This is a genomic window from Nonomuraea sp. NPDC048901, from assembly GCF_040649695.1.
Taxonomy (GTDB): Bacteria; Actinomycetota; Actinomycetes; order Streptosporangiales; family Streptosporangiaceae; genus Nonomuraea.
On record NZ_JBEZFW010000009.1, the window covers coordinates 275,434 to 298,991 of the forward strand.

18 protein-coding genes are annotated in these 23,558 nt (G+C 70.2%); 6 read left to right on the forward strand and 12 right to left on the reverse strand.

Annotated features, from left to right (window positions below; translation table 11 throughout):
• Positions 1–88 precede the first annotated feature (88 nt).
• Genes AB0C30_RS31080 through AB0C30_RS31090 form a run of 3 tightly spaced genes read left to right on the forward strand, consistent with a single transcriptional unit; the run spans position 89 to position 4,458 of the window.
• Positions 89–2,338, forward strand: a complete 2,250-nt coding sequence (locus tag AB0C30_RS31080) for a ribonucleoside-diphosphate reductase subunit alpha (RefSeq protein ID WP_357951336.1) — start codon at positions 89–91, stop codon at positions 2,336–2,338.
• 26 nt (positions 2,339–2,364) lie between these two features.
• Complete coding sequence (locus AB0C30_RS31085) at positions 2,365–3,360, forward strand: ribonucleotide-diphosphate reductase subunit beta (RefSeq protein WP_357951338.1); 996 nt, start codon at positions 2,365–2,367, stop codon at positions 3,358–3,360.
• Positions 3,361–3,372: 12 nt separating this feature from the next.
• Complete coding sequence (locus AB0C30_RS31090; protein ID WP_357951340.1) at positions 3,373–4,458, forward strand: mechanosensitive ion channel domain-containing protein; 1,086 nt, start codon at positions 3,373–3,375, stop codon at positions 4,456–4,458.
• Positions 4,459–4,461: 3 nt separating this feature from the next.
• On the opposite strand, the gene AB0C30_RS31095 is transcribed toward AB0C30_RS31090, so the two are convergent.
• Entirely contained in the window at positions 4,462–5,334 is an 873-nt protein-coding gene (locus tag AB0C30_RS31095) for a DMT family transporter (RefSeq protein ID WP_357951342.1), read from the reverse strand.
• Between the two features lie 84 nt (positions 5,335–5,418).
• On the opposite strand from AB0C30_RS31095, the gene AB0C30_RS31100 reads away from it, so the two are divergent.
• Together AB0C30_RS31100 and AB0C30_RS31105 are read left to right on the forward strand one after the other, a co-directional pair.
• On the forward strand, positions 5,419–5,994 hold the full coding sequence (locus tag AB0C30_RS31100; RefSeq protein WP_357951344.1) for a CGNR zinc finger domain-containing protein: 576 nt from the start codon (positions 5,419–5,421) through the stop codon (positions 5,992–5,994).
• Positions 5,995–6,123: 129 nt separating this feature from the next.
• Positions 6,124–8,451 carry an FHA domain-containing protein gene (locus AB0C30_RS31105; protein ID WP_357951346.1) on the forward strand — a complete coding sequence of 776 codons (2,328 nt, stop codon included), beginning with the start codon at positions 6,124–6,126 and terminating at the stop codon, positions 8,449–8,451.
• 11 nt (positions 8,452–8,462) lie between these two features.
• Here the strand turns inward: AB0C30_RS31105 and AB0C30_RS31110 are convergent, their stop codons facing one another.
• From AB0C30_RS31110 to AB0C30_RS31120, 3 genes are read right to left on the reverse strand one after another with little or no spacing between them, the layout of a single operon-like run.
• Entirely contained in the window at positions 8,463–9,275 is an 813-nt protein-coding gene (locus AB0C30_RS31110) for a cytochrome c biogenesis protein CcdA (RefSeq protein WP_357951347.1), read from the reverse strand.
• Entirely contained in the window at positions 9,272–10,081 is an 810-nt protein-coding gene (locus AB0C30_RS31115) for a thioredoxin domain-containing protein (protein WP_357951349.1), read from the reverse strand. Before AB0C30_RS31115 ends, AB0C30_RS31110 begins: the two co-directional genes overlap by 4 nt.
• A gap of 46 nt (positions 10,082–10,127) precedes the next feature.
• Entirely contained in the window at positions 10,128–10,499 is a 372-nt protein-coding gene (locus AB0C30_RS31120) for a YciI family protein (RefSeq protein WP_357951351.1), read from the reverse strand.
• Positions 10,500–10,978: 479 nt separating this feature from the next.
• On the opposite strand from AB0C30_RS31120, the gene AB0C30_RS31125 reads away from it, so the two are divergent.
• Positions 10,979–11,575, forward strand: a complete 597-nt coding sequence (locus tag AB0C30_RS31125) for an LLM class flavin-dependent oxidoreductase (RefSeq protein ID WP_357951353.1) — start codon at positions 10,979–10,981, stop codon at positions 11,573–11,575.
• A 62-nt stretch (positions 11,576–11,637) separates the two neighbouring features.
• Here the strand turns inward: AB0C30_RS31125 and AB0C30_RS31130 are convergent, their stop codons facing one another.
• The 8 genes from AB0C30_RS31130 to AB0C30_RS31165 form a co-directional block, all read right to left on the reverse strand.
• On the reverse strand, positions 11,638–12,378 hold the full coding sequence (locus AB0C30_RS31130) for a hypothetical protein (protein ID WP_357951618.1): 741 nt from the start codon (positions 12,376–12,378) through the stop codon (positions 11,638–11,640).
• 188 nt (positions 12,379–12,566) lie between these two features.
• Complete coding sequence (locus AB0C30_RS31135) at positions 12,567–15,305, reverse strand: BTAD domain-containing putative transcriptional regulator (RefSeq protein ID WP_357951354.1); 2,739 nt, start codon at positions 15,303–15,305, stop codon at positions 12,567–12,569.
• 159 nt (positions 15,306–15,464) lie between these two features.
• Positions 15,465–16,910 (reverse strand): M4 family metallopeptidase, encoded by a 1,446-nt coding sequence (locus AB0C30_RS31140; protein ID WP_357951356.1) that lies wholly within the window; start codon positions 16,908–16,910, stop codon positions 15,465–15,467.
• Entirely contained in the window at positions 16,888–18,933 is a 2,046-nt protein-coding gene (locus tag AB0C30_RS31145; RefSeq protein ID WP_357951357.1) for a lycopene cyclase family protein, read from the reverse strand. The genes AB0C30_RS31140 and AB0C30_RS31145 overlap by 23 nt, the downstream gene beginning before the upstream one ends.
• Entirely contained in the window at positions 18,927–19,886 is a 960-nt protein-coding gene (locus AB0C30_RS31150; RefSeq protein ID WP_357951359.1) for a polyprenyl synthetase family protein, read from the reverse strand. Before AB0C30_RS31150 ends, AB0C30_RS31145 begins: the two co-directional genes overlap by 7 nt.
• Entirely contained in the window at positions 19,879–21,444 is a 1,566-nt protein-coding gene (locus AB0C30_RS31155; protein ID WP_357951361.1) for a hypothetical protein, read from the reverse strand. The genes AB0C30_RS31150 and AB0C30_RS31155 overlap by 8 nt, the downstream gene beginning before the upstream one ends.
• Positions 21,441–21,929, reverse strand: coding sequence for a hypothetical protein (locus AB0C30_RS31160; RefSeq protein ID WP_357951363.1), 489 nt, complete (start codon positions 21,927–21,929; stop codon positions 21,441–21,443). Before AB0C30_RS31160 ends, AB0C30_RS31155 begins: the two co-directional genes overlap by 4 nt.
• A complete protein-coding gene (locus tag AB0C30_RS31165; RefSeq protein ID WP_357951364.1) occupies positions 21,926–22,825 on the reverse strand; it encodes a cutinase family protein in 900 nt (299 codons plus the stop codon). The genes AB0C30_RS31160 and AB0C30_RS31165 overlap by 4 nt, the downstream gene beginning before the upstream one ends.
• Between the last annotated feature and the right edge of the window lie 733 nt (positions 22,826–23,558).

The window sequence follows — 23,558 nt, forward strand, 5'->3', positions numbered from 1 at the left end:
GAGGGCCGGGGGCGTCGGCGGCCGTGGAGTCCAGGGCCGCCGTGCTCTCACGCGCCCTCACGGGGATGAGCTCGCGAGGAGAGAGCACGTGACGCAGATCATTGAGGCCGATCACCAGCCGGCCACGGCCGATCACCAGCCGGCCACGGCCGATCACCAGCCGGCCACCGTCGATCGGCAGCCGACCACCGTCGACCGGCGGCTGGCGATCGAGGAGGCCGCCGCACGAGTGATCACCGATCCCGCCAACTCCCGGATCGCCGCCCGGCTCCTGGCCGAGGAGATCGCCGACGAGGCGGCCGGGCACGGCGTGCGGACCTTCTCCGAGTCCATCGCCGCCAGCCACGCCGCCGGGCTGATCCAGGACTCGCTCGCCGCCTTCGTCGGCGCGCACGCCGCCGAGCTCGACGCGCTCGTCTCCGGCGAGGCGGACGACCGCTTCGAGTATTTCGGGTTGCGTACGGTCTACGACCGCTACCTGCTGCGGCACCCGGAGTCGCGGACCGTGCTCGAACGGCCGCAGCACTTCCTGCTCCGCGTGGCCTGCGGGCTGTCGGAGACGGTCGCCGAGGCCGCCGAGCTGTACGGCCTCATGTCCACGCTGTCGTACCTGCCGAGCTCGCCGACGCTGTTCAACTCCGGTTCGCGCCGGCCGCAGCTGTCGTCGTGCTTCCTGCTCGACTCGCCGCGCGACGAGCTGGAGTCGATCTACGACCGCTACGGGCAGGTGGCCAGGCTGTCGAAGTACGCCGGGGGCATCGGCATCGCGTGGACCCGGGTGCGCTCGCGCGGATCCCTCATCAAGGGCACCAACGGGCACTCCAACGGCATCGTGCCCTGGCTGCGCACGCTCGACTCCTCCGTCGCCGCCGTCAACCAGGGCGGGCGCCGCAAGGGCGCGGCCTGTGTCTACCTGGAGACCTGGCACGCCGACGTCGAGGAGTTCCTGGAGCTGCGCGACAACACGGGCGAGGACGCCCGGCGTACGCACAACCTCAACCTGGCCAACTGGGTGCCGGACGAGTTCATGCGGCGGGTGGAGGCCGACGAGGTCTGGTCGCTGTTCGACCCCAAGCAGGTCCCCGACCTCACCGACCTGTACGGCGAGGCGTTCACCCGCGCCTACCGCGCCTACGAGGCCGACGGCCGCTACACCCGGCAGCTGCCCGCCCGGACCCTCTACGGCCGGATGATGCGCACCCTCGCCCAGACCGGCAACGGCTGGATGACGTTCAAGGACGCCGCCAACCGCACCTCCAACCAGACGGCCCGGCCCGAGAACGTCATCCACCTGTCCAACCTGTGCACCGAGATCCTCGAGGTCACCAGCGACGGCGAGACGGCGGTGTGCAACCTCGGCTCGATCAACCTCGCCGCCCACCTGACCGGCGAGGGCGTCGACTGGGCCCGGCTGCGCGCGACCGTCCGTACGGCGGTGCGCTTCCTGGACCGGACCATCGACCTGGGCTTCTACCCGACCGCCGAGGCCGAGGCGGCCAACAAGCGCTGGCGGCCGATCGGGCTCGGCGTGATGGGCCTGGCCGACGTCTTCTTCACGCTCCGGCTGCCGTTCGACTCGCCCGAGGCGCTGGGGCTGTCGACCCGCGTCGCCGAGGAGATCGCCCTGGCCGCCTACGACACCTCCGCCGATCTGGCCGTCGAGCGCGGCCGGCATCCGTCGTACGAGGAGACCAGGGCGGCGGGCGGCGTCTTGCACCCCGACCACTACGGCGCCGCCGCGTCGCCGCGCTGGGACGAGGTGCGCGCGAAGATCGCCGCGACCGGGCTGCGTAACTCGCTGATGGTCGCCATCGCCCCGACCGCGACCATCGCCTCCATCGCCGGGTGCTACGAGTGCATCGAGCCGCAGGTGTCCAACGTGTTCAAGCGCGAGACGCTGTCGGGGGAGTTCCTCCAGGTCAACCGCTACCTGGTGGCCGACCTCCAGGCTCGCGGGCTGTGGACGCAGCGGATGCGCGACGACCTCAAGCGGGCGGACGGCTCGGTCCAGGACATCGCGGGCATCCCCGATGACCTCAAGACCTTGTACCGGACGGCCTGGGAGCTGCCGCAGAAGGCGCTCATCGACCTGGCCGCGGCCCGTCAGCCGTACATCGACCAGTCGCAGTCGCTCAACCTGTTCATGGCCAGCCCGACGATCGGCAAGCTGTCGTCGATGTACGCCTATGCCTGGAAGCAGGGCCTGAAGACCACCTACTACCTGCGCTCACGCCCGGCCACCCGGATCGCCCAGACGACGATCGCGCAGACGACGATCGCGCTCGACGCCGTCGCCTGCTCCTTGGAGAACCCGGAAACCTGCGAAGCCTGCCAGTAGTAGACCCCCTCGAACGGAGACCCCCAATGCTGCTCGACCCCGGCATGGACCTGACCCTGCGCCCCATGCGTTACCCGGACTTCTACGAGCGCTATCGCGCCGCGATCCGCAACACCTGGACCGTCGAAGAGGTGGAGCTGCACTCCGACCTCGCCGACCTGGCCAGGATGACGCCGCAGGAGCGCCACCTGATCAACCGGCTGGTCGCCTTCTTCGCCACCGGCGACTCCATCGTGGCCAACAACCTCGTGCTCAACCTCTATCAGCACGTCAACGCCCCCGAAGCGCGCCTGTACCTCAGCAGGCAGCTGTTCGAGGAGGCCGTACACGTGCAGTTCTACCTGACGCTGCTCGACACGTACCTGCCTGACCTGGAGGAACGGGTCAAGGCGTTCGCCGCCGTCGAGCACATTCCGTCCATCAGGGACAAGGCGGAGTTCTGCTTCCGGTGGATCGACTCGATCAACGGCCTGCGGCGGCTGGAGAGCGCGGACGAGCGGCGGCAGTTCCTGCTCAACCTGATCTGCTTCGCCGCCTGCATCGAAGGGCTCTTCTTCTACGGAGCGTTCGCCTACGTATACTGGTTCCGGTCTCGGGGCCTGCTCGGCGGGCTGGCCACCGGCACCAACTGGGTGTTCCGTGACGAGTCCATGCACATGGAGTTCGCCTTCAGCGTCGTCGACACCGTGCGGGCCGAGGAGCCCGAGCTGTTCGATGACAAGCTGGGGGAGCAGGTCACCCGCATGATCGAGGAGGCCGTCGCCGCCGAGTTGGCCTTCGCCCGCGATCTGTGCGGCGACGGCATGCCCGGCATGAGCGTCGAGCAGATGCGCGACTACCTTCAATATGTCGCCGACCAGCGGCTGGCTCGGCTCGGGCTGCCGCAGAGATACGGCACGGCCAATCCGTTCGGGTTCATGGAGCTGCAGGACGTCCAGGAGCTGGCCAACTTCTTCGAACGGCGTGTCTCCGCATACCAAGTGGCTGTTGAGGGCAATGTGACATTTGACGAGATCTTTTAAGACATAGGGGGCATGAACGTGCAGTCGCCGACTGACTGGCTCATTCTCGCCATCTCGGTGGCGGGCGCCATTCTCGTGGTGGAGGTGGTCAGGAGGCTGCTGGTCAGGGCGGGCCGCAAATGGGCGCTCGCCCGGCACCTGGTGGAGCACTGCACCTGGGCGGCGTACTCGGTGGGGGTCGTGGTGGCGGCCAACCTGGTGTTCTCGCCCGGGATGATCGGCGAGAGTGTACGCCTACGCGAGCTCGGCGGCACGATCGACCGCGTGCTCGGCCTGGTCACCATCGCCTGCGTCACCTGGCTGATCGTCCAGGCCAGCTATGCCCTCACCGACGTCGTTCTGGACCGGCTGGTCCTCGTCAAGGGGGAGCGCAATCGCCGGGCACGGCGGATCATGACCCAGATCGGGCTGGTCCGCCGCGTCGCCGCCGTGACCATCGTCGTACTGGCGATCGGCACCATGCTGTTCTCCTTCCCGCAGGTCCGAGCGCTGGGCGCCGGGCTGCTCGCCTCGGCGGGCATCGCCGGCGCCATCGTCGGTATCGCCGCCCAGCCGACCATCGGCAACATGCTGGCCGGGCTCCAGCTCGCCTTCAGCGACGCGCTCCGCCTCGACGACGTGGTCGTGGTCAACGACGAGTGGGGCAGGATCGAGGAGCTCACGCTCACCTACGTGGTGGTACGCCTGTGGGACGAGCGGCGCCTGGTCCTGCCCGTGTCCTACTTCACCCAGAACCCGTTCGAGAACTGGACCAGGCACGGCAGCCAGGTCCTCGCCGTGGTGTTCCTGCGGGTCGACTGGTCGATACCGATCGGCAAGCTGCGCGAAGAGCTCTACCGGTTCATCCAGGAGAGCCCGCTGTGGGATCAGAAGGACTGGACGCTCCAGGTCACCGACGTGCTGCCGAACGGGCTGGTCGAGCTGCGGGCGCTGATGAGCGCCGCCGACTCGCCCTCCGCCTGGGACCTCAAGTGCGACGTACGCGAACATCTCGTGACCTACATCAGGGAGAACTTCCCCGAGTCCCTGCCCCGCTTCCGCATCGAGACTCCGGAGACCCGCGCGGGGGTACCGTGGACCAGCTCCCTGCCGGGCTGAGGCTCAGCGCCGGTTGGCCAGCAGCACGCCGGCGCCGCCGACCAATAGTCCCGCGACCGCCAGCGGATGCAGCGACTGCCCGACGAGGAGCCACGCCATCACCGCGGTGACCGACGGGGTGAGGAAGAACATCGTGCTCACCCGGCTCGCGGGTGCGTTCTTCAACATGGTGTTGAGCAGCAGGAACGCGCCGATCGAGTTGACCAGCACCAGCCAGCCCACGGCGCCGGAGAAGGCGCCCCAGTCCGTCACCCTAGGCGTCTCGAACACCAGCGAGGCCAGCCCCACCAGTGGCGCGCCGACCAGGAACTGCGTCGCGGTGCCCGTCCGCACGTCCATGTCCGCGGCGAACCGCTTCTGGTAGATCGTGCCCAGGCTCAACCCCAGCAGCCCGACCACGCAGAACGCCACCCCGGCCAGAGAGAAGCTCAACCGGTCCGCCACCGCCAGCCCCACCCCGGCCGCGCCGAGCCCGAAGCCCACCCACTGGCGCGGGCTGACCCGCTCGCCCAGCAGCCGTCCTGCCACGAGCGCGATCACCACCGGGTTGAGACCCTGGACCAACGCCACGACCGCGGCGGGCACATGCAGGCCGATCGCGGAGTAGAACGCGCCGAACTGCACCGCCTGGACCAGGATCCCGGACACCACCACGTGCGCCAGCCGCCGGCCGCGCGGCCACGGCGCCCGCACGACCAGCGCGAACGCGCCGAGCAACAGCCCCGCCAGTGCGAACCTGGCGAACGTCAGCAGCAACGGCGGCGCCGCCCCGACGCCGATCACCCCCGCGATGAAGGCGCTGCTCCACATCACCACGAACAGGGACGGCATGAGGGCCGGCGCCTTGCTCCTGGCCTCCATAACGCTGACCGCCACGGCACACCCTCCATAACCCCTTAACCCGGTTATGTCACTGTTCCGTGTCCTCGCATAACCTGTCAACATGGTTACTATGAGGGTGTGACGAGCTTCACCTTCATCAGCGGCAATCTGGGGCTCGACCTGGCGGGCACCCTGCAGCACCGCCGGGCCGACCGGCGTGACCTGCTGCGCGAGCCGGCGGACCTGGCGCGGTGGACGGTCGAGGCGGGCATTCTCGACGTGCCGCCGGCGGTCGTGGACGCCGATCTCGTGGCGGGGAAGACGTTGCGGGAGGCCATCTACCGGCTGGCGCTCTATCGGCCGGCGGCGGGGGACACCATTGACCGGCCCGCTGTCGGTGGGGCCGGGGTGGCGGCCGACGATCGGCTGCTGGTCAACCGGGTCGCCGCCGGGCCGCCGGCGTCCGTGCTGCTGAACGACGCCGGGCGGGTCGAGCGTGCGGGGGATCTCGCCGCCGCCCTCTCCACCGTCGCCAGGGAGGCGGTCCAGCTGCTCGGGGGGCCGCGGGCCGTACAGATCAAGGAATGCGGGGGAGAGGTGTGCACCCGCCTGTACGTCGACACCTCGCGCGGGTCGTCGCGGCGCTGGTGCGACATGCACGAGTGCGGCAACCGCGCCAAGGCGGCGGGCTTCCGCGCCCGGCAGCGGGCGTGACTCGTGCGGCCGGTCAGCCGCAGGCTCGCGGCGCGGTCCGCTTTTCGGGGATCCTGTCTACGGTGAACCATTTGAGGCTCGACGGAGAGTCACTCACGTCACCTCTCGTTCCTGTGGGAAGGCGGTCACGTGACGCAGCTTGTCGTCGAAGGCCATGACACATCGGTGACCCTCGATCCGGGGCGTTCGTACCGGTTAGGCCGTGATCCGGGGTCGGATGTGGTCATCGACGCCGATCACGTCTCGCGTACGCATGCCATGCTGCGGTTCGAGGGCGGTCAGTGGATCCTGGAGGACTCGGGCAGCAGCAACGGCACGTACGTGAGCGGCCACCGCGTCCAGCAGGTCATCGTCGGTCCGGGAACCAGGATCGGCCTCGGGCACCCGTCGGAGGGCGGGCTCGTCAGCTTCCGTACCGTCTCCGAAGACAAAGGCGGCGCACCCGAGATCCAGCCGACGCCTACGGTCCGCTTCCCGCACAGCGGGCAGTGGCGTGCGCCGGCCGCCGTCAGGAGCCTCGACGGCGCGCAGGTCGTACGCATCGGCCGGGCTCCCGAGAACGATGTGGTGGTCGGCGATCTGCGGGTATCGCGCCAGCACGCCGAGCTCCGGATCGCCGGCGGCGTCCACGAGATCGTCGACGTGGGGAGCCGCTTCGGAACGTACGTCAACGGCCGGCTCGTTCAGCGGGCCCGCGTCTCCCCGGACGATCTCATCGGCATCGGGACCTCGACGTTCCAGCTCGTGGGCGACACGCTCACGGAGTACGCCGACACCGGCGAGGTCTGCCTCCAGGCGCACGGACTCACCGTCACCGTCGGGGGCGGCAAGGTGCTCCTGGACCAGGTGTCGTTTCCGGTCGGCGAGAAGTGCCTGCTGGCGATCATCGGTCCCAGCGGCTCGGGCAAGTCCACCCTGCTGCGCGCGCTCACCGGGCTGCGCCCCGCCGACCAGGGCGTGGTCACGTACGATGGGCGTGATCTCTACCGCGACTACGCCGAGCTGCGCTCACGGATCGGTCTCGTGCCGCAGGACGACATCCTGCACAGCCAGCTCACCGTGCGCCGAGCCCTTATCTACGCCGCGGAATTACGCTTCCCCGACGACACCAGGCAGCACGAGCGGAAGACGCGGGTCGATGAGGTCCTCCAGCAGCTCGGGCTCGAAAATCGGAAGAACAACCGCATCTCCTCGCTGTCCGGCGGCCAGCGCAAGCGGGTCAGCGTCGCCCTGGAGTTGCTGACCAAGCCGTCTTTGCTGTTCCTCGACGAGCCGACCTCCGGTCTGGACCCGGGGCTGGACAAGTCGGTGATGCAGATGCTGCGGGGTCTGGCCGACGACGGCCGTACTGTCGCCGTCGTCACCCACAGCGTCGCCAATCTGGATATCTGTGACCGGCTTCTGGTGATGGCGCCGGGCGGGAAGATCGCCTACTTCGGTCCGCCCGGGGAGGCGCTGCCGTTCCTCGGCTTCACCGACTGGGCGGACGTCTTCCTGGCCTTCGACGACGCGACCAAGGACTGGGCCGGCGAGTACGCGCGGTCGTCGCCGTACCAGACGTACATCGCGGCCGACATGATCGAGCCGGTTGCGACGGGACGTCCCGTACGGCGAGAGATCCCGCCGAAACCGCAGAGCTGGCCCGAGCAGCTCAGTACGCTGGTGCGCCGCTACTGCCGGAGCATCGTGGCGGACCGGCTGTTCCTCGGCATCACCATCGCCCTGCCGATCGTGATGGGCCTGCTGGCCCGCGTCGTCCCGACCGGTGACCTGATGGGCCGGCCGAACAGCAACGGCAACGCGGCCAACCTGCTGCTGATCCTGTGCATCGGCGGCTGTCTCACCGGCGCCGCGAACTCGGTGCGCGAACTGGTCAAGGAACGCGCCATCTATCAACGAGAACGGGCGGTCGGGCTGTCCAGATCGGCCTACCTCTGCTCCAAGCTGCTCGTGCTCGGCCTGATCACCGTGGCGCAGGGCGTCGTGCTGACCTATGTGGCGATGCTGAATGTCGCGACGTACGACAAGGGAGTGTTCACCGCGCCGATGACCGAGCTCGCGCTCGCCGTCGCGCTGTTGTCGTTCACCGCGATGACCGTGGGCCTGCTCATCTCCGCGCTGGCCAAGACCAGCGAGATGACCATGCCGCTGCTCGTGCTCGTCACCCTGATCCAGCTGGTCTTCTGCGGGGCGCTGGTGCACCTGGACGGCAAGCCGGTGATGGAGCAGATCTCCTGGCTCGTACCGGCTCGCTGGGCGCTGGCCGCGCTGGCGGGCACGCTCGACGTGGGGCAGCTCATCCCGCACGTCCAGGATCCGCCGGACCCTCTGTGGAGTCAGGACTTCGGCACCTGGTTCCTGGACATGAGCGTCCTGGCCATCCTCGCGGTCGTCTGCGCTTTCCTGGTCGCCCGCATGCTGCGCCGCCATGAGCCGGCGGTGATGCGCGGCAAGTGACCCCGTGCCCGTCAGCGGCGTCTGAGGCGCCACGCGGTGATCGCGGCCACGGTGAGCGCCGCGATCCCGACGACGAGCAGGTCCGGCAGTACGTCCTGGGCGGCCGCGGCGAGGTCCTCCAGCCCGGCCTCCCAGGATTCGGGGATCGGCAGGGCCAGCCCGCGGGTGCCGTCGGAGAGCAGGAACAGCACGCCGAGCCCGCCGAAGACCAGCCCGGACAGCAGCGAGGTGGTGTGCGGCCGCAGCCGTCCCAGCCGCAGTCCGCGACCGCGCAGCCAGCGCCGGCCGCCGAGGTCATAGCGCTGCCACAGGCCCGCGAGCAGGAACAACGGGGCCGCCATGCCTGCCGCGTAGACGGCCAGCAGCACCGCTCCGCGCAGCCCGTCGCCGGAGGCCGCCGCGACCGTGAGCACCGCCCCCAGCACCGGCCCCGCGCAGAACCCCGCCAGCCCGGACACCGCCCCCAGAACCAGCACGGCTCCGGCCGAATCACCTCGAACGTGCCCCTTCAGCCGCTCCAGCGGCCCGATCGTCCAGCCCTGACCGGCCACCTGCAGCACACCCAGCCCGATCAGCGCCCAGCCGGCGACCGTGACCAGGAGCTCTTGATGGCCGTAGAACAGGCGGCTGACCTGCGCCGACCCCATCCCCAGCGGCACCAGCACGGCGCACAGCCCCACGTAGAACAGCAGGGTGCGGCCGGCCAATTGGCGGCGGCCCGGGAACGCGTAGGCGAAGAAGGCCGGGATCAGCAGCGCCCCACACGGGCTGACCAGCGAGAACAGACCGCCAAGGAACGCGGCGGCATAGCCGATGCCGCTCATCCGCCGCGGCGGGCCTTCTCGATCGCCTTCTCGAACGCGGCCACCGGCTGGGCGCCGAACAGCACCTCACCGTTGATCAGGAACGCGGGCGTGCCGGGCAGGCCGAGCTCGGTCGCGAAGCCGAGGTCGCCGTCCACGACCCGCCGTATGGACTCGTCACGGCGGTCGGCGTCGAACCTGGCCAGGTCGAGCCCGATCTTGGCGGCCACGGAGCGCAGGTCGGCGTCGGTGAGCCGGGGTCGCTCGCCCGCGTACAGGGAATCATGGAACTCCCAGAACCGGCCCTGCCGGGACGCGGCGCGGGCGGCGAGGGCGGCGCGTACGGAGTCGCGTCCCCTGATCGGGTAGTCGCGCCAGAACATCCGCACGATGCCGGTGTCGAGGTAGCGGCTCTTCAGCACGGGCTCTATTCGCTGGGCGAATCGGCGGCAGTTGGGACACTTGAAATCGCCGAACTCGACGATCGTGACCGGTGCCTGCGCTGAGCCCTTGGACAGGTTCGGGTCGACGGGCGGCGGGGTCGGCCCTTCCCAGACCTGCACCGAACTCGTCGGAGTGGGCGTGGCGGTCGCTTCGGCTCCGCCGGTGGGACCCGCCGGAGTGGGTGAACCGCCCGTGCTCGCGCTCGGGTCCGTGCCCATGCTCGCGTTTGCGGAATCACGCGAGCTCGCGGCCGCCGGGGCGGCTCGTCCGGCGGGCTCGCCCTGGTTCGTCAGCGCGGCGACCGCCAGCACGGCCACCACGGCGGCACCGGCCAGTGAGCCGAGCAGCACCCGGTGGCGCGGGGCCGGGGATTCCTTGGTCACCTTCAGCATCATCCCAGCCCGCCGCCACCCACGCCGCTGGTTCCTCCTACAGCTCAAGCCCCTTCATGTCGAAGATCGGCCGTACTTCCACCTCGTTGAAGGCCGCGTCGGGCACCTTCGCGGCCAGTTCCACCGCCCGCTCCATGCTGTCGCACTCGATCAGATAGAACCCGGCCAAATGCTCCTTGACCTCGGCGAACGGCCCATCGCTCGTCATCGTCCTGCCCTCGCGTACCGCGACCCGCTTGGCCGTCGACACATCGGCCAGCCCTTCCGAAACGATCAGCTCTCCGGACGCGGCCAGCTCCTCGGTGAAGGACATGTGGCCGCGCCCGAAGTTCATGCGCTGCTCGTCGTTCAGCGTCTCCCAGACCGCCCTGCTCGTCGGGTTGCTGTAGATCAGGATGAGGTACTTCACCGGTGGCCTCCATGTGGTCGCGTCCGCGTCGATACCCAATATGTCGGTCCCCAATAGGTCGAAGCCGTCCGCGCGGCCTCGACATCCCCCGGCGGAAAATACGTGGCACCCGTCGCGATCACCCGGCTACCGTGGACAGCGTCCACCACGACAGGAAGGCAGCGCAGTGACCTACGCGAAGTTGCTCGAACTGCTTCCTGAGCTCCTGGGTCCGGATTCCGGGTGATCCCTCGCAAAGAGACGACGCCGCCCGGAAGCCTTCCGAGGCGGCTTTTTTCATCTCACGGACGACGGCCCACGGAACGAAGGGCCGCGGGCATCGGTCTGGCCGACGGGAATGGCGCCCCCCGGCTGGATACAGCCCCAGTCCCGGGCTCGGCCCACGCCAGCCGAGCCCGGGGCTAACAAGCCGCTCTGGCCCAACTGGCAGAGGCGCCGCCTTCAGGAGGCGGAGGTTCAGGGTTCGAATCCCTGGCGGGATGCTGCGCGAGCGTATCGGCATGCAGCGGCTGCGGGAGATCACCTCTGATGCGTGGAAGCCGCTGCCCCGAGACCACGGTCGGCTGTCGGAGCTGGAGTCCTCCTACACCTACCTGCGCCAGTTCACCCCGAACGTGCTGGCCGCGATCGACTTCCAGGGCGGGTCGGGCACCGGCGAGCTGATGGAGGCGGTGGCCGTGTGGGACGACCAGCCCTTCGCCGGAGATTTCGTGACTTATCAGGGTGTGGTGCAGCGCCCGAGGCCGCCGCAGCGCTCGCCGATCGTGATAGGCGGTCACTCCCGGGCGGCGATGCGCCGGGCGGTCCAGCACGCCGACGGCTGGTACGGCGTCTACTTGACCCCCGAGGAGGCCGCGGGCGCGCTGTCCGACCTCCGTGACGCGGCGAAGGTCTACGACAGGCCCGGGCACCTGAGCGAGCTGGAGATCACGATCACCCCGCCCCCTGGCCCCGTCGATCGGGAGACCGCGCGGCGGTACGCCGCCCTGGGTGTCCACCGGTTGACAATCCAGCCGCTGAACGCCGATATGGAGGCTACGGTGACAGCCGGTGCAGATCTCTTGGGACCGCCGTGACAATCGTGTCCCGCTCGGCAACTGTCCAGACCGCTCGATCGCTGTACCGCTCGAATATTGAGTTACACGCCTTGAACTGCGGTTACGCGGCGTGGTGATATTCGCTGATCATGCCTGCAACGACAGGTTTTCGGCGGACGGCCCGCCGATCGTTGAGGTCGGTCACGTTCCGAGCGGGCTGCGTTGCGACGTCCGGAGGTCGCTGTTGCCTGAACTGGTACGGTCGGTGCCCGTTGTAATGGATCAGATACTCCTGGAGCGCGAAGACCAGGTGGCGTTCTTTGAGGATCAGGATCCGGTCCAGGAGTTCGGGGCAGGGTGCCGATGACGCGCTCGCAGATGGCTTTCGGTCTCAGGGTCTGCGACAGGGTGGTGGTGTTCCGCGGTCCTTCGGCTGTGAAGACCTCTCCGAACGCGGAGGTGAAGAGCGGGTCGCGGTCGTGGATCACGAACCGAAGTCCGGCGATGCGGTCACCCAGATCCATGACCACGTTGCGGGCTTGCTGCACAGTCCGTGCTCCGGTTGGGAGTGCGGTTACTCCGGCCAGGTGCAGCTTTCGGGTGCCGCGCTCGATGAAGATCAGCACATACAGCCCTTTGATCATCATCGTCTCGACCACGAGGAAGTCACAGGCGATGATCGCCTGAGCGGTCAGGAACTGCCGCCGGGTCGGCCTGGCGCACCCAGGTACGGATCGGCTGCGCGGAGGGCTGAACTCCTTGGCCAGTTCCTCCGGCGTCCGTCCCGCGCGCACCTGCTCCACCATCTGCCGGCGAAACTCCGGCGGATAGTTGTTCGGCACAGTGAACTCCTTCTTCTGGGAACCAGGGTTCCTCAGAGATCAGGTGTCCACCAAACCGGGGCAAGACCACGCTGGCCCTGGGTGTGAGCGTGGACGTCGATGATGTGGAAGCCGTACGCGAGCCGCCCCGCGCCCTGAAGCGGCGGGCCGAGCTGGCGGGTTTCCGGCATCAGCCCGCATTTACGGCACTAGAGAGTCTCCAGGATCGTCGCGACCTCGCCCACGCGCGGGTCGTCCATGGCCTTCAGCTCGGCCAGCGCCGACAGCAGGACGCCTCTGGCCGGTTCGCGGCGCCCGGCGTCGGCCAGGGCCCGGCCCAGGTCGATCAGGCACATGGCCAGCCAGCGGCGGTTGCCCTTGCCCTGGTACAGGGCCACCGCCTCGCGGAAGCAGCGCAGCGCCCTGCGCCAGTCCCGTAGGGCCACGTACGCGCGCCCGAGGTTGCGCCAGATGTCGCCGTGCAGATCGGTGTTGCCGTTGGAGGCGGTGGCCGTGAGGGCCCGGCGGTAGTACTCGACCGCGAGCTCATGGTCGCCCGCCAGATGGCTGACGATGCCCAGATTGTCGAGAAGGTGGGCGATCCCGTACTGGCCGCCGAGGCTCTCGTACAGCGTCAGCGCGCGTTCCAGGCAGCGCCGGCCCTCGGCGGTGTCGCCGAGCTCGCCGTGGACCAGGCCGAGGTTGCCCAGCAACATCGCCTCGCCCCTGGCATGTCCGGCCTGCCGGAAGCGGGACAGCGACTGCTTGAAGCGGGACAGGGCGATTTCATGCTCACCCATGTCGAAGTGGACGCAGCCGAGGGAGTTGAGCGTGAAGCCCTGCCCGGCGGGCTCCGCGGCGATCTCGGCCGCCCGCAGCGCCGACCGGGTGAACTCCAGGCCGTCGTGCCAGGGGATGTACCGGTCGAAGAAGGTGGTCATGCCGATCGAGATACGCCACGCGTGCCCGGCCCGGCCGTTGGCCGCAGCCCAGGCGATGACCGAGCGCAGGCAGTGGTACTCCCGCTCCAGCCAGTTGCGCGCCTGCCGGTGATCGTCGAACGTCAGTGGCAAGATCTGGCTGGTGCGGGGCTCGACGAAGTCCCGTACGCGGTGCGGCAGCATCTGCCTGTCGGCCTCCACGACGGTGTAGAGGTACCAGTCCAGCAGCCGGTCCACCGCGGCGTCGCGCTCACCGGCCGTCTCCTCCTCCACGGCACGGCCGGTGGCGTACAGGTGCACCAGGTCGTGCAGCTCGAAGCGGTCCGGCTGGACCTGCTTGACGAGATGGGCCGCGACGAGATGGTCGAGCAGCGCGCCGGCCTCCCGCGGCGCCACGTCGGCCAGCGCGGCCGCAGCCTCCAACGAGAGATCTCCGGCCGGGTGCAGGCCGAGCAGGCGGAACATCCTGGCCACCGGCGCCGTCAGCGCCCGGTACGACCACAGCAGCGCGGTGTTGAGGTCGGCCATGGGGTCGTCCTCGCCGATCCCGAACTGCTCCAGCCTGGCCTTCTCGTCCTCCAGCGCGCTGACGATCCTGGCCAGGCCGCCGCTGCGGTGGGCCCGCTCGGCGATGACCGACAGCGCCAGCGGCAGGCCGTCGCACAGCTTCACCAGGCGTACGGCCGCGTCGCGCTCGTTGGCGACCTGCCGTGCGCCGATCACCTTCTCCAGCAGTTCGAGGGATTCGGGCGGGGTGAGCGGGTCGAGGCTGAGCCGGCGGGCGCCGTCCCTGGCGGCCAGCCCGCGTAGCTGGTTACGGCTCGTCACCAGCACCAGCGAGTTGGCCCCCGGCAGCAGAGGACGTACCTGCGCGCTGTCACGGGCGTTGTCCAGGAGCAGCAGCATGCGCCGGCCCGCGAGCGTGCTGCGCAGCATCGCCGCGCGCGCGTCCAGGTCGGCCGACAGGCTCGTGGCGGACACGCCCATCGCGCGCAGCAGCGTCTCGATCGCCACCTTCGGGTCCATGGGCGCGCCGGGGCCGAACCCGCGCAGGTTCAGGTATAACTGCCCGCCCGGGAAGCGGTCGATCACCTGATGCGCCCAGTGGACCGCCAGCGCGGACTTGCCCGCGCCGCCCGGGCCGCCGATCACCACGATCTCGCTGCGTCCCGGCGGGTCGGCCACCAGCCGGTCCAGCCGGGCCAGCTCGGCCAGGCGCCCGGTGAAGTGCGCGATGCCGGACGGTAGCTGCTGCGGCGTCATCGGCGCGTCGGCCACCTCGCACTCGTCGGCGACCAGGATCGAACGGTGGGCCCGGCGCAGCGGCTCCCCGGGGCTGACGCCCAGGTCCTCTAGGAGCCGGTGGGTGACGCTCTGGTAGGTCTCCATGGCCTCCGCCTGCCGCCCCGAGCGCTGCAGCGCGAGGATCAGGTTGGCCCACAGACGCTCCCTGTAGGGATGCCTGGCGGTGGCGGAGCGCAGCACGGCGATTCCCTGCTCCGGTCTGCCCCATTCGAGGTGCAGTTCCGACCATCGTTCCAGGGTGCGCAACTGCTCCTCGACGAGGAGAGAGACCTCCTCGCGATGCAGCGTCTCCGAGGGGACGTTGGTCAGCAGCGGCTCGCCGCACAGCGCCATCGCCTCGGTCAGCGCGGCCAGTTCCTCGGCCGGCCCGCTCCTCTGGGAGCGTCTGATGATCTCGCGGTACCGCAGCAGGTCGAGGCTGTCGGCGGTGACGCTGATGGTGTAGCCGCCGTCGAAGGTCTGGATGAGGCCGGGATCGCCCAGGGCACGGCGCAGGCGGGTCAGATGCGTCTGCAGGGCCGCGCGCGCGTTCGGCGACTCGTCGCCGTCCCACATCCGGGCGATCAGCCGGTCGGCGGAGACGCGCTCGTTGGCGTGCAGCAGCAACGTCGCGAGCGCGATGCGCTGCTTGGGCCCGGACAACGAGATCTCCGCCGCGGCGCTCCTCACCCGCAGCGGGCCCAGGACGCTGAAGTGGATCAAGTACCCCGCCTTATGCCCCTGTGCGTTCGGCTGAGCCTAAGGGCCGCAGACACCTGGTTTCAAAAATTTCAAAGAACCTGCGTCTTTCAGCAATTGGGCTCGCGAGGGTGAGCGGGGACGCTGACGGCGTTCCACGCGTCGCGTACGGCTCGCAGCCCCTCACAGCCGAACAGCTGCAGCCCCGCCTCCATCGAGGCGCGGCGGACATCCTCGTGGCCAGTCGGACAGCTTGCGGTTGAGGGTCTCCATGTAGATCATGGCCGCGTTCTGGACGCCGATGCCGTGCACGACCGAGCCGTTGCAGGTGGGGCTGCCCGGCCGGGCGGCGTCGACGGGGGCGGATCCCTCGGCCAGCAGGTAGAACCAGTGGTTCTGCACACCGGCGGCGGCATGCACCTCCATGATCCGGACGGCCTCGCTGAAGCACTTGGGGTCGCCGGTCAGTGACGGGTCGTACATGTTCCGGATGGGCCCCGAGCCGACCAGGTCGACCTGCTCGCCTATCAGGTAGTCCGGCGGGTCCAGCTGCGCCGGCTCGTTCAGGTACCACTCGGTCACCGTCCCGAAGATGTCGCCGGTCGACTCGTTGAGCCCGCCCTTCTCGCGCGTGCCCCGCGGGCCGCCGGGCGTGAAGTCGAAGATGGCGTGCCCGAGCTCGTGCATGACGACGTCGGTCGACGTCGCCTGCCGCGTTCTGCTGCTGTTGCGGCCGAAAACCGTCTTGAACTGGTCGTAGTACGCGTTCGCGTCGTCGTACCCGACACGCATCGGGAAACTGCGGCCGTAGCCGTCGAACCCGCCGGGCTTGCTCAGCCACCGTTCCAGCATGTCCCAGCCCCCCTGCGCCGCGTGCATGGCGTCCACGCAGGCGGTGACCAGGTCGGTGCCGGTGCCGTTGCCCCAGTCGTCGTCGGGGTCGGTGTAGGTGCGGCCGTCCATGCCGCCGCAGCGCACTCCCGACCGTACGGGATCGGACATCCCGTACAGGGTGGCCGATCGGGTCGTGTCGAAGGAGACCTGGCCGTGGTAGAAGCTGTTCCCCACGCCGTCGAGCACCTCGTCCCAGGAGTCGATCACCTTGCCGGTGCGGGCGTCGACGAGGACGCGCATCCGGCTCGGGCGCGTGCCCTTGACGCCGGTGATCACTGTCTCGTACGCCAGCACGCCGCCGCCGCGCGCCAGGACCGTCAGCGTGGGCGGCGTCATGTCGCTTCCCGTGCCTACCTCGCGGCGGGCCGCCGCGCCCGCGTTCTGCGCGGACACCTCCGGCCGGGTTTCCACCGACAGTGCCTGCTTCTGGTTGACCGAGGTGCTGAGGACGCGGCCATCCGCGTCGGTGACCACGACGAAGTCTCCGCCGCGTACGGGCAGGCCCGCGTACGTACGCTCGTACGGGACATAGCGCAGCCCGTGAGCCCCGGACACCACGCGGCCCCGCACGAGCTCGTCCTGGCCGGAGCGGTGGATCAGCTCCGGCCGGTCGGCGACGAGGCGGTCGGCGGCGGAGGCGGCCAGGGCCGAGGGGTCGGGCGGCGCTGCGGCGATATAGGGCGGAACGGTCAGTAACGCCGCCATCGCCACCTTAAGGACAGTCGCACGTCTCATCGGGGGTGATCCTTTCCATGACGTCCGCGGACGGGGCATCGATCGAGGCGCTGATCGTCAGAACGTGCGCGCGCAAGATACGCGTCGCGCGCGCGACGGGGACGCGGCTGGCGGCGCGCAGGGCGAGGTCGATCTCGGCGCGGCAGGCCCGCGCCGCCGCGGCCAGCGCGGTCGCCCGCCCGTGCGGCTCGTTCGCGCCGGTGAGGCCGGGCATGCCCAGGAGCTGGGGGATCATCGAGGTCCGCGCCGCGAGCATCGCCCGGGTGGTGGTGGCCAGGCGGGTCGGCCCCCCGCGCAGCGCCAGAACGTCCTCGGCCAGCAGGAACGCCCGTCCGCAGTGCGCGCCGAACTCCCTGAGCGCCTCCATGACCGCCGTGCCGGCGCCGCCGAGCTGCGCCCCGATCCGTACGGGGAACTCAAAGAGCGCGGCGAACAGGTCGCTGGCGTCGGTCGTGCCCGGCTCGGCGATCCTTTCGGCCCTGATCCTGGTGAGCTCGGCCAGCCAGTCGGCGAACGCCCAGGACGCCTCCGGAGCCGACTCCGCGACCAGGCGGGCGGCCTGCGACAGCAGGAAGTCGCAGGCCAGCACGGTGACGGCGGACTCCCAGTCGACCCCGCGCGCTCGCCCCCGCATCGTCGCGCCCGCGTCCGGTGCCCCCGCTTCCGGCGCGCCGATCAGGGACAGGGCGCCGAGCGCGGCCAGGTCCATCGCCGCGCCGGCCCCCGCCAGCTCGGCCCGGGGGTGCGCTCCGGCCGCGACGACCCCGGCCAGCAGCAGCGACGCCGGGCGAAGCCCCGACCCTGTGGTGAGCAGCCGCGCGATGAAGGGCCACTCCTCGCGTACGGCGGACACGGCCGTCTCGGCGCAGGCGGCCAGGAACGGGCCCAGGTACAGCCGGTCGTCCGGGTTCAGCTCGACCGGCTCGGCCGCCTCCCCGGCCGACAGCACCCCTCGCCGGGCGAGGGCGAAGATCGGCTGGTCGCTGTGCGCGGTGGCGGCCAGGACGCGCCAGGCCAGATGGTAGCGGCGGGCCGCGTGGCGGGCGGTCTCGAAGTGGCCGACGTACGCACGGGCCAGCCGCCGTACGTACGCCTCGCGCGCGGCGCCGGGATCGTCCGGATGTGCGGCGATGGCGTCGGCCGCCAGCAGCGCGCTCTGCACCGCGTAGCCGAGCCCTTCGCCGGTGAACGGGTTGACCAGCCCGGCGGCGTCCCCGACCAGCAGCCGGCCCTCGTACCCGGCGAGCGCGGGGGCGAATCCGGTGCTGACCGGCCCGGACACGAGCTCACCGAGGGGCCGGGCCGTCGCGAACGCGGGGTCGGCCCCGGCGAGCCGCTCGATCGCCGAGGCCAGCAGATCGGCCGCGCTCTCCTGGCGGTCTCCGACGCGGACGGCGCCGACGGTGCACCTTCCCGGTCCCGCGGGCAGGATCCAGATCCCGGCGGGGCGCTCGTGCGGATCGGCAGGGGAGGGGGGCGTCAGATGGAGCAGCATCCGGGAATCCCGCTCCGGCAGAGCGAACCGCTGGACGACGGCCATGCCCTCGCCGTGCGGCCGCCTGCCGGGCAGCGAGCCCGTCGCGAGGACGACATGCCGGGCCAGGACCGCCACCTCGTCGGCGCCTCCGGCGATCATCGCCCGGTGCCCGTCGGGGTGCGGTTCGCAGCGGGTCATGCGCCCCGGCAGCAGGGCCGCGCCGAGATCGGTGGCGAGCCCGCGCAACCGCGTACGAAGCCACTCACGGTCGCAGACGGCGGCGCCGACACCGGGGAGCGGACGGGCCGGGCCGTCGCCGAACCGGACATCGACCCCCTCCACTGGCCATACCCCGTCGAAGCCCGCGATTCCAAGGGCGCGCAGGGAGTCCATGGCGGAGGCGCTGAGCGCGACGTCGTGGGTCGCGCCCGGTTCGCCGCCGTCCACCAGCAGGGTGCGCAGCCCGTGCCGGGCCAGCGCCGCGGCCGTCGCGCCGCCCGCCGGTCCCGCCCCGACCACCAGCACGTCCGCGCGGCGGGTCAGCATGGGGCCTCCCGCCACAGCGAGGTGGCGACGCTGAGCAGCGCCTGGCGGCCCGCGCCGCCGTCGCCGAGGGCGGCGAGGGCGGCGAGCGCCTCGTCGTGGGCGGCGCGGGCCAGATCGTGGGCGGCGCTCATGCCGCCGTAGGCGATGACGAGCGTACGTACGCGCGGCAGGTCCGCGGCGGTGAGGGCCGGGTCGAGCAGGAGCGCGGCCAGCTCGCCCGACGGCGCGTCACGCAGCGCGCACAGCGTCGGGGCGCCGAAGAGCCCGAGCAGATGATCGGTTCCGGCGGGTTTGCCGGAACCGGTGGCCGGTCCGGCCAGGTCGAGGCAGTCGTCCAGGATCTGGAAGGCGACCCCCAGCTGGCGGCCGAAGGCGGCCAGCGCCTCGGCCCGGGGCGGTCCCAGCCGCGCCTCCGCCGCCCCGAGCACGCAGCACAGCCGGAACAGCGCGCCGGTCTTGCGCTCGACGAGCTCGTCGTAGTCCGCGAGTGTGTACGTGGTGTCGAAGGCGCGTTCCACGTCCAGCAGCTCGCCCTGAGCCAGGTGGGCGACGGCCGCGCTGATCAGCCGGTTCGGGCCGGTGCCCAGGTCGGCGGCCTCCGTACCGGCCAGGGCCAGGCAGGACAGCCCGGCCAGCACCGCCAGCTCCGGCCCGGCAACCAGGTGCGCGGCAGGGGCGCCGCGGCGGGTCGGCGCCCGGTCGATCACATCGTCATGCACCAGAGAGGCCAGGTGCAGCAGCTCCACCACGGCGCCGAGCCGCACGACCCGTTCCCTGTCGTGCGGGCCGCACCGCGCGGCGGCGCCGAGCAGCGTCGAGCGCAGGCGCTTGCCCGGCCGGTCGACGAACCCGGTCACCAGGTCGCGGGCCGGCCGGGGGAGCCCGGCCACCAGCCCGCGTAGCCTGTCCTGGACCTGAGCCGAGTAGGCCGTGGCGGCCGTGGCCTCAGGCATCCGCCCCGACCGGGCCAAGGTACTGGACGGTCGGCACCCGGCTGAGGATGGTGTGCATCTTCTGGTAGAGGTCGTCGCCGTTCATCATCGTGAGGAGTTGCTGCCGGTTCATGCCCACGGTCTGGGCGAAGAGCGCGTGGATCTGCTTGGCGGCGTTGTACTCCTGGGCCGACAGTCGCGGGCGCAGGCCGTCCACCACCTTGCCGACGTCGCTCACGTGCTGTGAGGTGATCACCCGGTCAGGGGTGTCGGGCGTGGTCAGGACGGTCTCCAGAACCGATCGGTACGTTTCGTACAGATGCTTGGCGTAGTCCTTCTCCAGGGCGCTGGCCTCCTTGCCCTTCACGCGGTCGACGAGCGCCTGGAAGTTGACGTAGAACAGGCGGACCAGCATCCGGCCCACCCGGCTGCGCAGCAGGAAGTCGTCGCGGAACCGGTCGGCGAGCTTCTCGTCCCCCACCAGCGGCAGGTCGTACATCTCGCCGGCCCCTTCCAGGAAGGAGCAGTTCACCTGGGTCCAGTCGATCCGGGTCCTGCCGTCACCGCCCAGGCACACGGCCGCGCCGGCGTCGCCGTCGTGCAGGCAGAACCCGGTGTCGACCTGCACCATGTCGTCGAACATGTAGAAGTCGTGGTTCGTCAGGAAACCGAGGTCCACCGGGGTCACGCCGAGGCCGACGACGATGCTGGAGGTGTACCAGCTACCGGCGCCCGCCTTGTCCACCTTCATGTCGAAGTCGATCACGTCGCAGGTGACGGGGAAGTCGGGGTCGCCCAGGTCCAGGTACGGCCGGACGTTCATCTCGGCCAGGATGGGCCCGATCCGTGTGCACAGCCCCGAGTAGTCGGAGGCCATGCCGACGAGCATGCCGATCAGCGGATGGCGGACGCCTATACGTGGCATCTCCTGGTTCTCGCTGGTGGTGAACTCGTCGAAGTTGTCCAGGTCGGTGATCTTGACGACCGCCGCGTCGACCAGGTTGCGGCCGTCCTTGCGCAGACTGGTGAACCGGGTCAGCTCCCCGATGGCGGGGCCGGTTCCTCCCGCCCAGGTCCCCTGCACGATGACATCGCCCGGGACAGCGCCGTGCGTCGATCCGACCGCGTGCCCGGCGGTCAGGATGGAAGGGGCTCCGCCGTTGGACAGATCGCGGACGAGGCAGCCGAACGTGCCCCAGTCATCTGTCCTCTCGTTGCCGATCCCGACGCCCTGGTTCGCGGTTTTCCGCAGCGTGGCGTCCTGGGCCGCCGGGCCCCGCCGGCCGCCCGTAGGTTTGCCCGTGCGTCCGAACGAGTACGGGCCGGCCTGGATGACGTCCACACCCCATTTGCGGCCGTCCACCTCGACCGTTCTGGGCAGCAGGCGGCTGCGCGCCACGTACCCCTGCGGGCGCTTCTTGGCCACCGACGCGATGACCACGGGCTCGTCGGTCAGCTCTCCACCGCGCCGACGGAACCCGTAGCCGAACGCGGTGGTGCCGGGGACGGCGGCGAACGCCCCGAGCACGGCCTCCTTCCCGCGCCTCAGCGCCTCCTCATGCTCAGGAAGAAGTCTCATGAACGTCGGTCCCCCTTCAGCCGGAGATGGCGTTGCCGCAGCCCACCGAGCCAGAACACGGCCGCGGTGTCGTCGTTGGGGCTGAAGTCCGTGGACACCGTCGCCACGGCCAGCGCTGTCAGCGCCGTCAGCGCATCGCCGCCCTTGTCGGCGGCCTTATGGGCCAGCCCGTCGAGCAGCCGGTCGCGGGAGGCGTCGGTCAGACCGGCCGCCGCGAGGTCGCGTACCGCGTCCCGTACGAGCTGGAAGCGTGTGGGGGCGAGCTCAGGCAGGCGGCCCCGCAGGCGCTCGGCGGTGGCCCGCGACACCCCGTGCTCGTCGGGGAACGGCACGGGATAGACCGCGCCTAATCGCGCGACCTGGAGGACCATCTCGATCTCCTGGCCGGTCAGCGTCTGTTTCGGGGGAGTCGCAGCCCCGGTCACCCCCGCCAGGATCGTCACGCCGGCGGCGCGCAGGACGTAGCGGCGCGTGAGGTGGTTCACGCCTGGGCCTCCTTGACGTCGGGAGCGGGCCGGCCACCGCAGCCGGCCAGGGCTGTGGGCGTGCCCGCCTTACGTACGCCGGACTGCAGCGACGGGCAGAATCCCTCGGGCAGCGGCGGCATCGGCTTGAGTACGGGCGGGGAGGAGGGCGACTGCTGCAGCCGCCTTGCGAAGGCGACCGCCATCGCCCTGTAGACGAGCAGTTCCTGGCAGCAGACCGGATAGTCCTGGGTGTGGATCTGCCACAGGAACAGACCCACCGTGACGGCCCAGTCGGGGGTCTTCTCCTCCGGCGCGTCGCAGATCGGATCGCCGACGATGCAGAAGTCGGTGGTCCTGTCCTGGATGTCGGCGGGCAGGACCTTCCTGCCTAGGATGCCGCCGCCCACGCGTGTGTTGGGCAGGCCGTTGTCGGCCCCGACGGTCGCGTCGTAGGAGGTGTCCCCGCCGCTCTGGGGGTCGGAGATCATCAGCACCGCCCGGATGGCCTTGCGCTCCTCGGCGTCCAGCATGGGGAGCGCCTGGTTGATCACCATCGCGCCCTGCGAATATCCGATCAGGCCGATGTTCATCCCCGGGCACATGCGTACCAACCGGCGTATGGCGATCGTCAGGATCCACTTCCCATCGTTCACCGACGGCAGGAACGCCTTCAGGCTGACGTTGCCCGCGGGGTAGGGCAGGGAGTACGTCTTGGTCTGGTCCGCCGGCAGGACGGTCAGCGCTTCCTGGGCGTACACCCCCGTCACCCCGGACATGCCCAGCGGATCGTTCATGGCCTGCGCGGAGCCGCGCAGCCCGATGATGAAGTACGAGGCGCACTGCAGCCCAGACCGCGCGCCCTTGGTGGCCACCGCGTTCGGCGCCGGGACCAGCGCCAAGATCAGCAAAGTCACTATCGGCAGGATCCGACGCATATGGGTCCTCCTCGTGGCGATGTTCAGGACAATGACAGAACGCGCTGTCTTATCGCTGTCATCGGGCAGGCATCGCCCTCCACCGATGTCAGCGCGATGAAGTCGGGTCCTGTGGGGCTCAAGAACTCGAATCGCTTCCAGGGCAGAGGCAGGGGTGCCGAGTGGCTGGTCCGGGTTGCTTGGGATCATGACGCGCGATCTTGTCTACGGTGTACGCCGTCACCCGTCGTCTGCTGTCTTTGCCCGCGCTGCTGGTCCGCAGGAGTGTTTCCAAGGAGGCGGAACTGCTGGTCCTGCGTCATCAGAACGCGGTCCTACGCCGGCAGATCCCGCGGGTGCACTACGAAGGGGCCGACCGTCTGTGGTTGGCGGCGCTTGTGCGTCTGATCCCTCGCCATCGCTGGGCGGAGATCTTCTTGATAACCTCGGCCACCCTGCTGGCCTGGCACCGCAGTCTCGTGGCGAGTAAGTGGGACCACAGCAATCGTCGCCGTCCCGGACGGCCACCCAGCGCAGCCGCGGTCAAAACCTCACCTTGCGCATGGCCGCGGAGAACCCGAGGCGGGGCCACCGGCGCGTTCACGGTGAACTGACCCTGTACGTGCCGAAAGCCTCATCTGTGCAGCTCAGGCGGCGCTTTGGTGCTCGTGGAGGATGCCGCCGAGTCGATCGCGCCGGCGGACGTCGAGGCCGTTCAGCTGTTCCGGTGCGA

Coding starts and splice junctions, on each gene's coding strand:
- AB0C30_RS31085 (WP_357951338.1), top strand. CDS start 2,365: ATGCTGCTCGACCCCGGCATGGACCTGACCCTGCGCCCCATGCGTTAC.
- AB0C30_RS31090 (WP_357951340.1), top strand. CDS start 3,373: ATGAACGTGCAGTCGCCGACTGACTGGCTCATTCTCGCCATCTCGGTG.
- AB0C30_RS31110 (WP_357951347.1), bottom strand. CDS start 9,275: ATGAGCGGCATCGGCTATGCCGCCGCGTTCCTTGGCGGTCTGTTCTCG.
- AB0C30_RS31125 (WP_357951353.1), top strand. CDS start 10,979: ATGCTGCGCGAGCGTATCGGCATGCAGCGGCTGCGGGAGATCACCTCT.
- AB0C30_RS31140 (WP_357951356.1), bottom strand. CDS start 16,910: ATGAGACGTGCGACTGTCCTTAAGGTGGCGATGGCGGCGTTACTGACC.
- AB0C30_RS31145 (WP_357951357.1), bottom strand. CDS start 18,933: ATGCTGACCCGCCGCGCGGACGTGCTGGTGGTCGGGGCGGGACCGGCG.
- AB0C30_RS31150 (WP_357951359.1), bottom strand. CDS start 19,886: ATGCCTGAGGCCACGGCCGCCACGGCCTACTCGGCTCAGGTCCAGGAC.
- AB0C30_RS31155 (WP_357951361.1), bottom strand. CDS start 21,444: ATGAGACTTCTTCCTGAGCATGAGGAGGCGCTGAGGCGCGGGAAGGAG.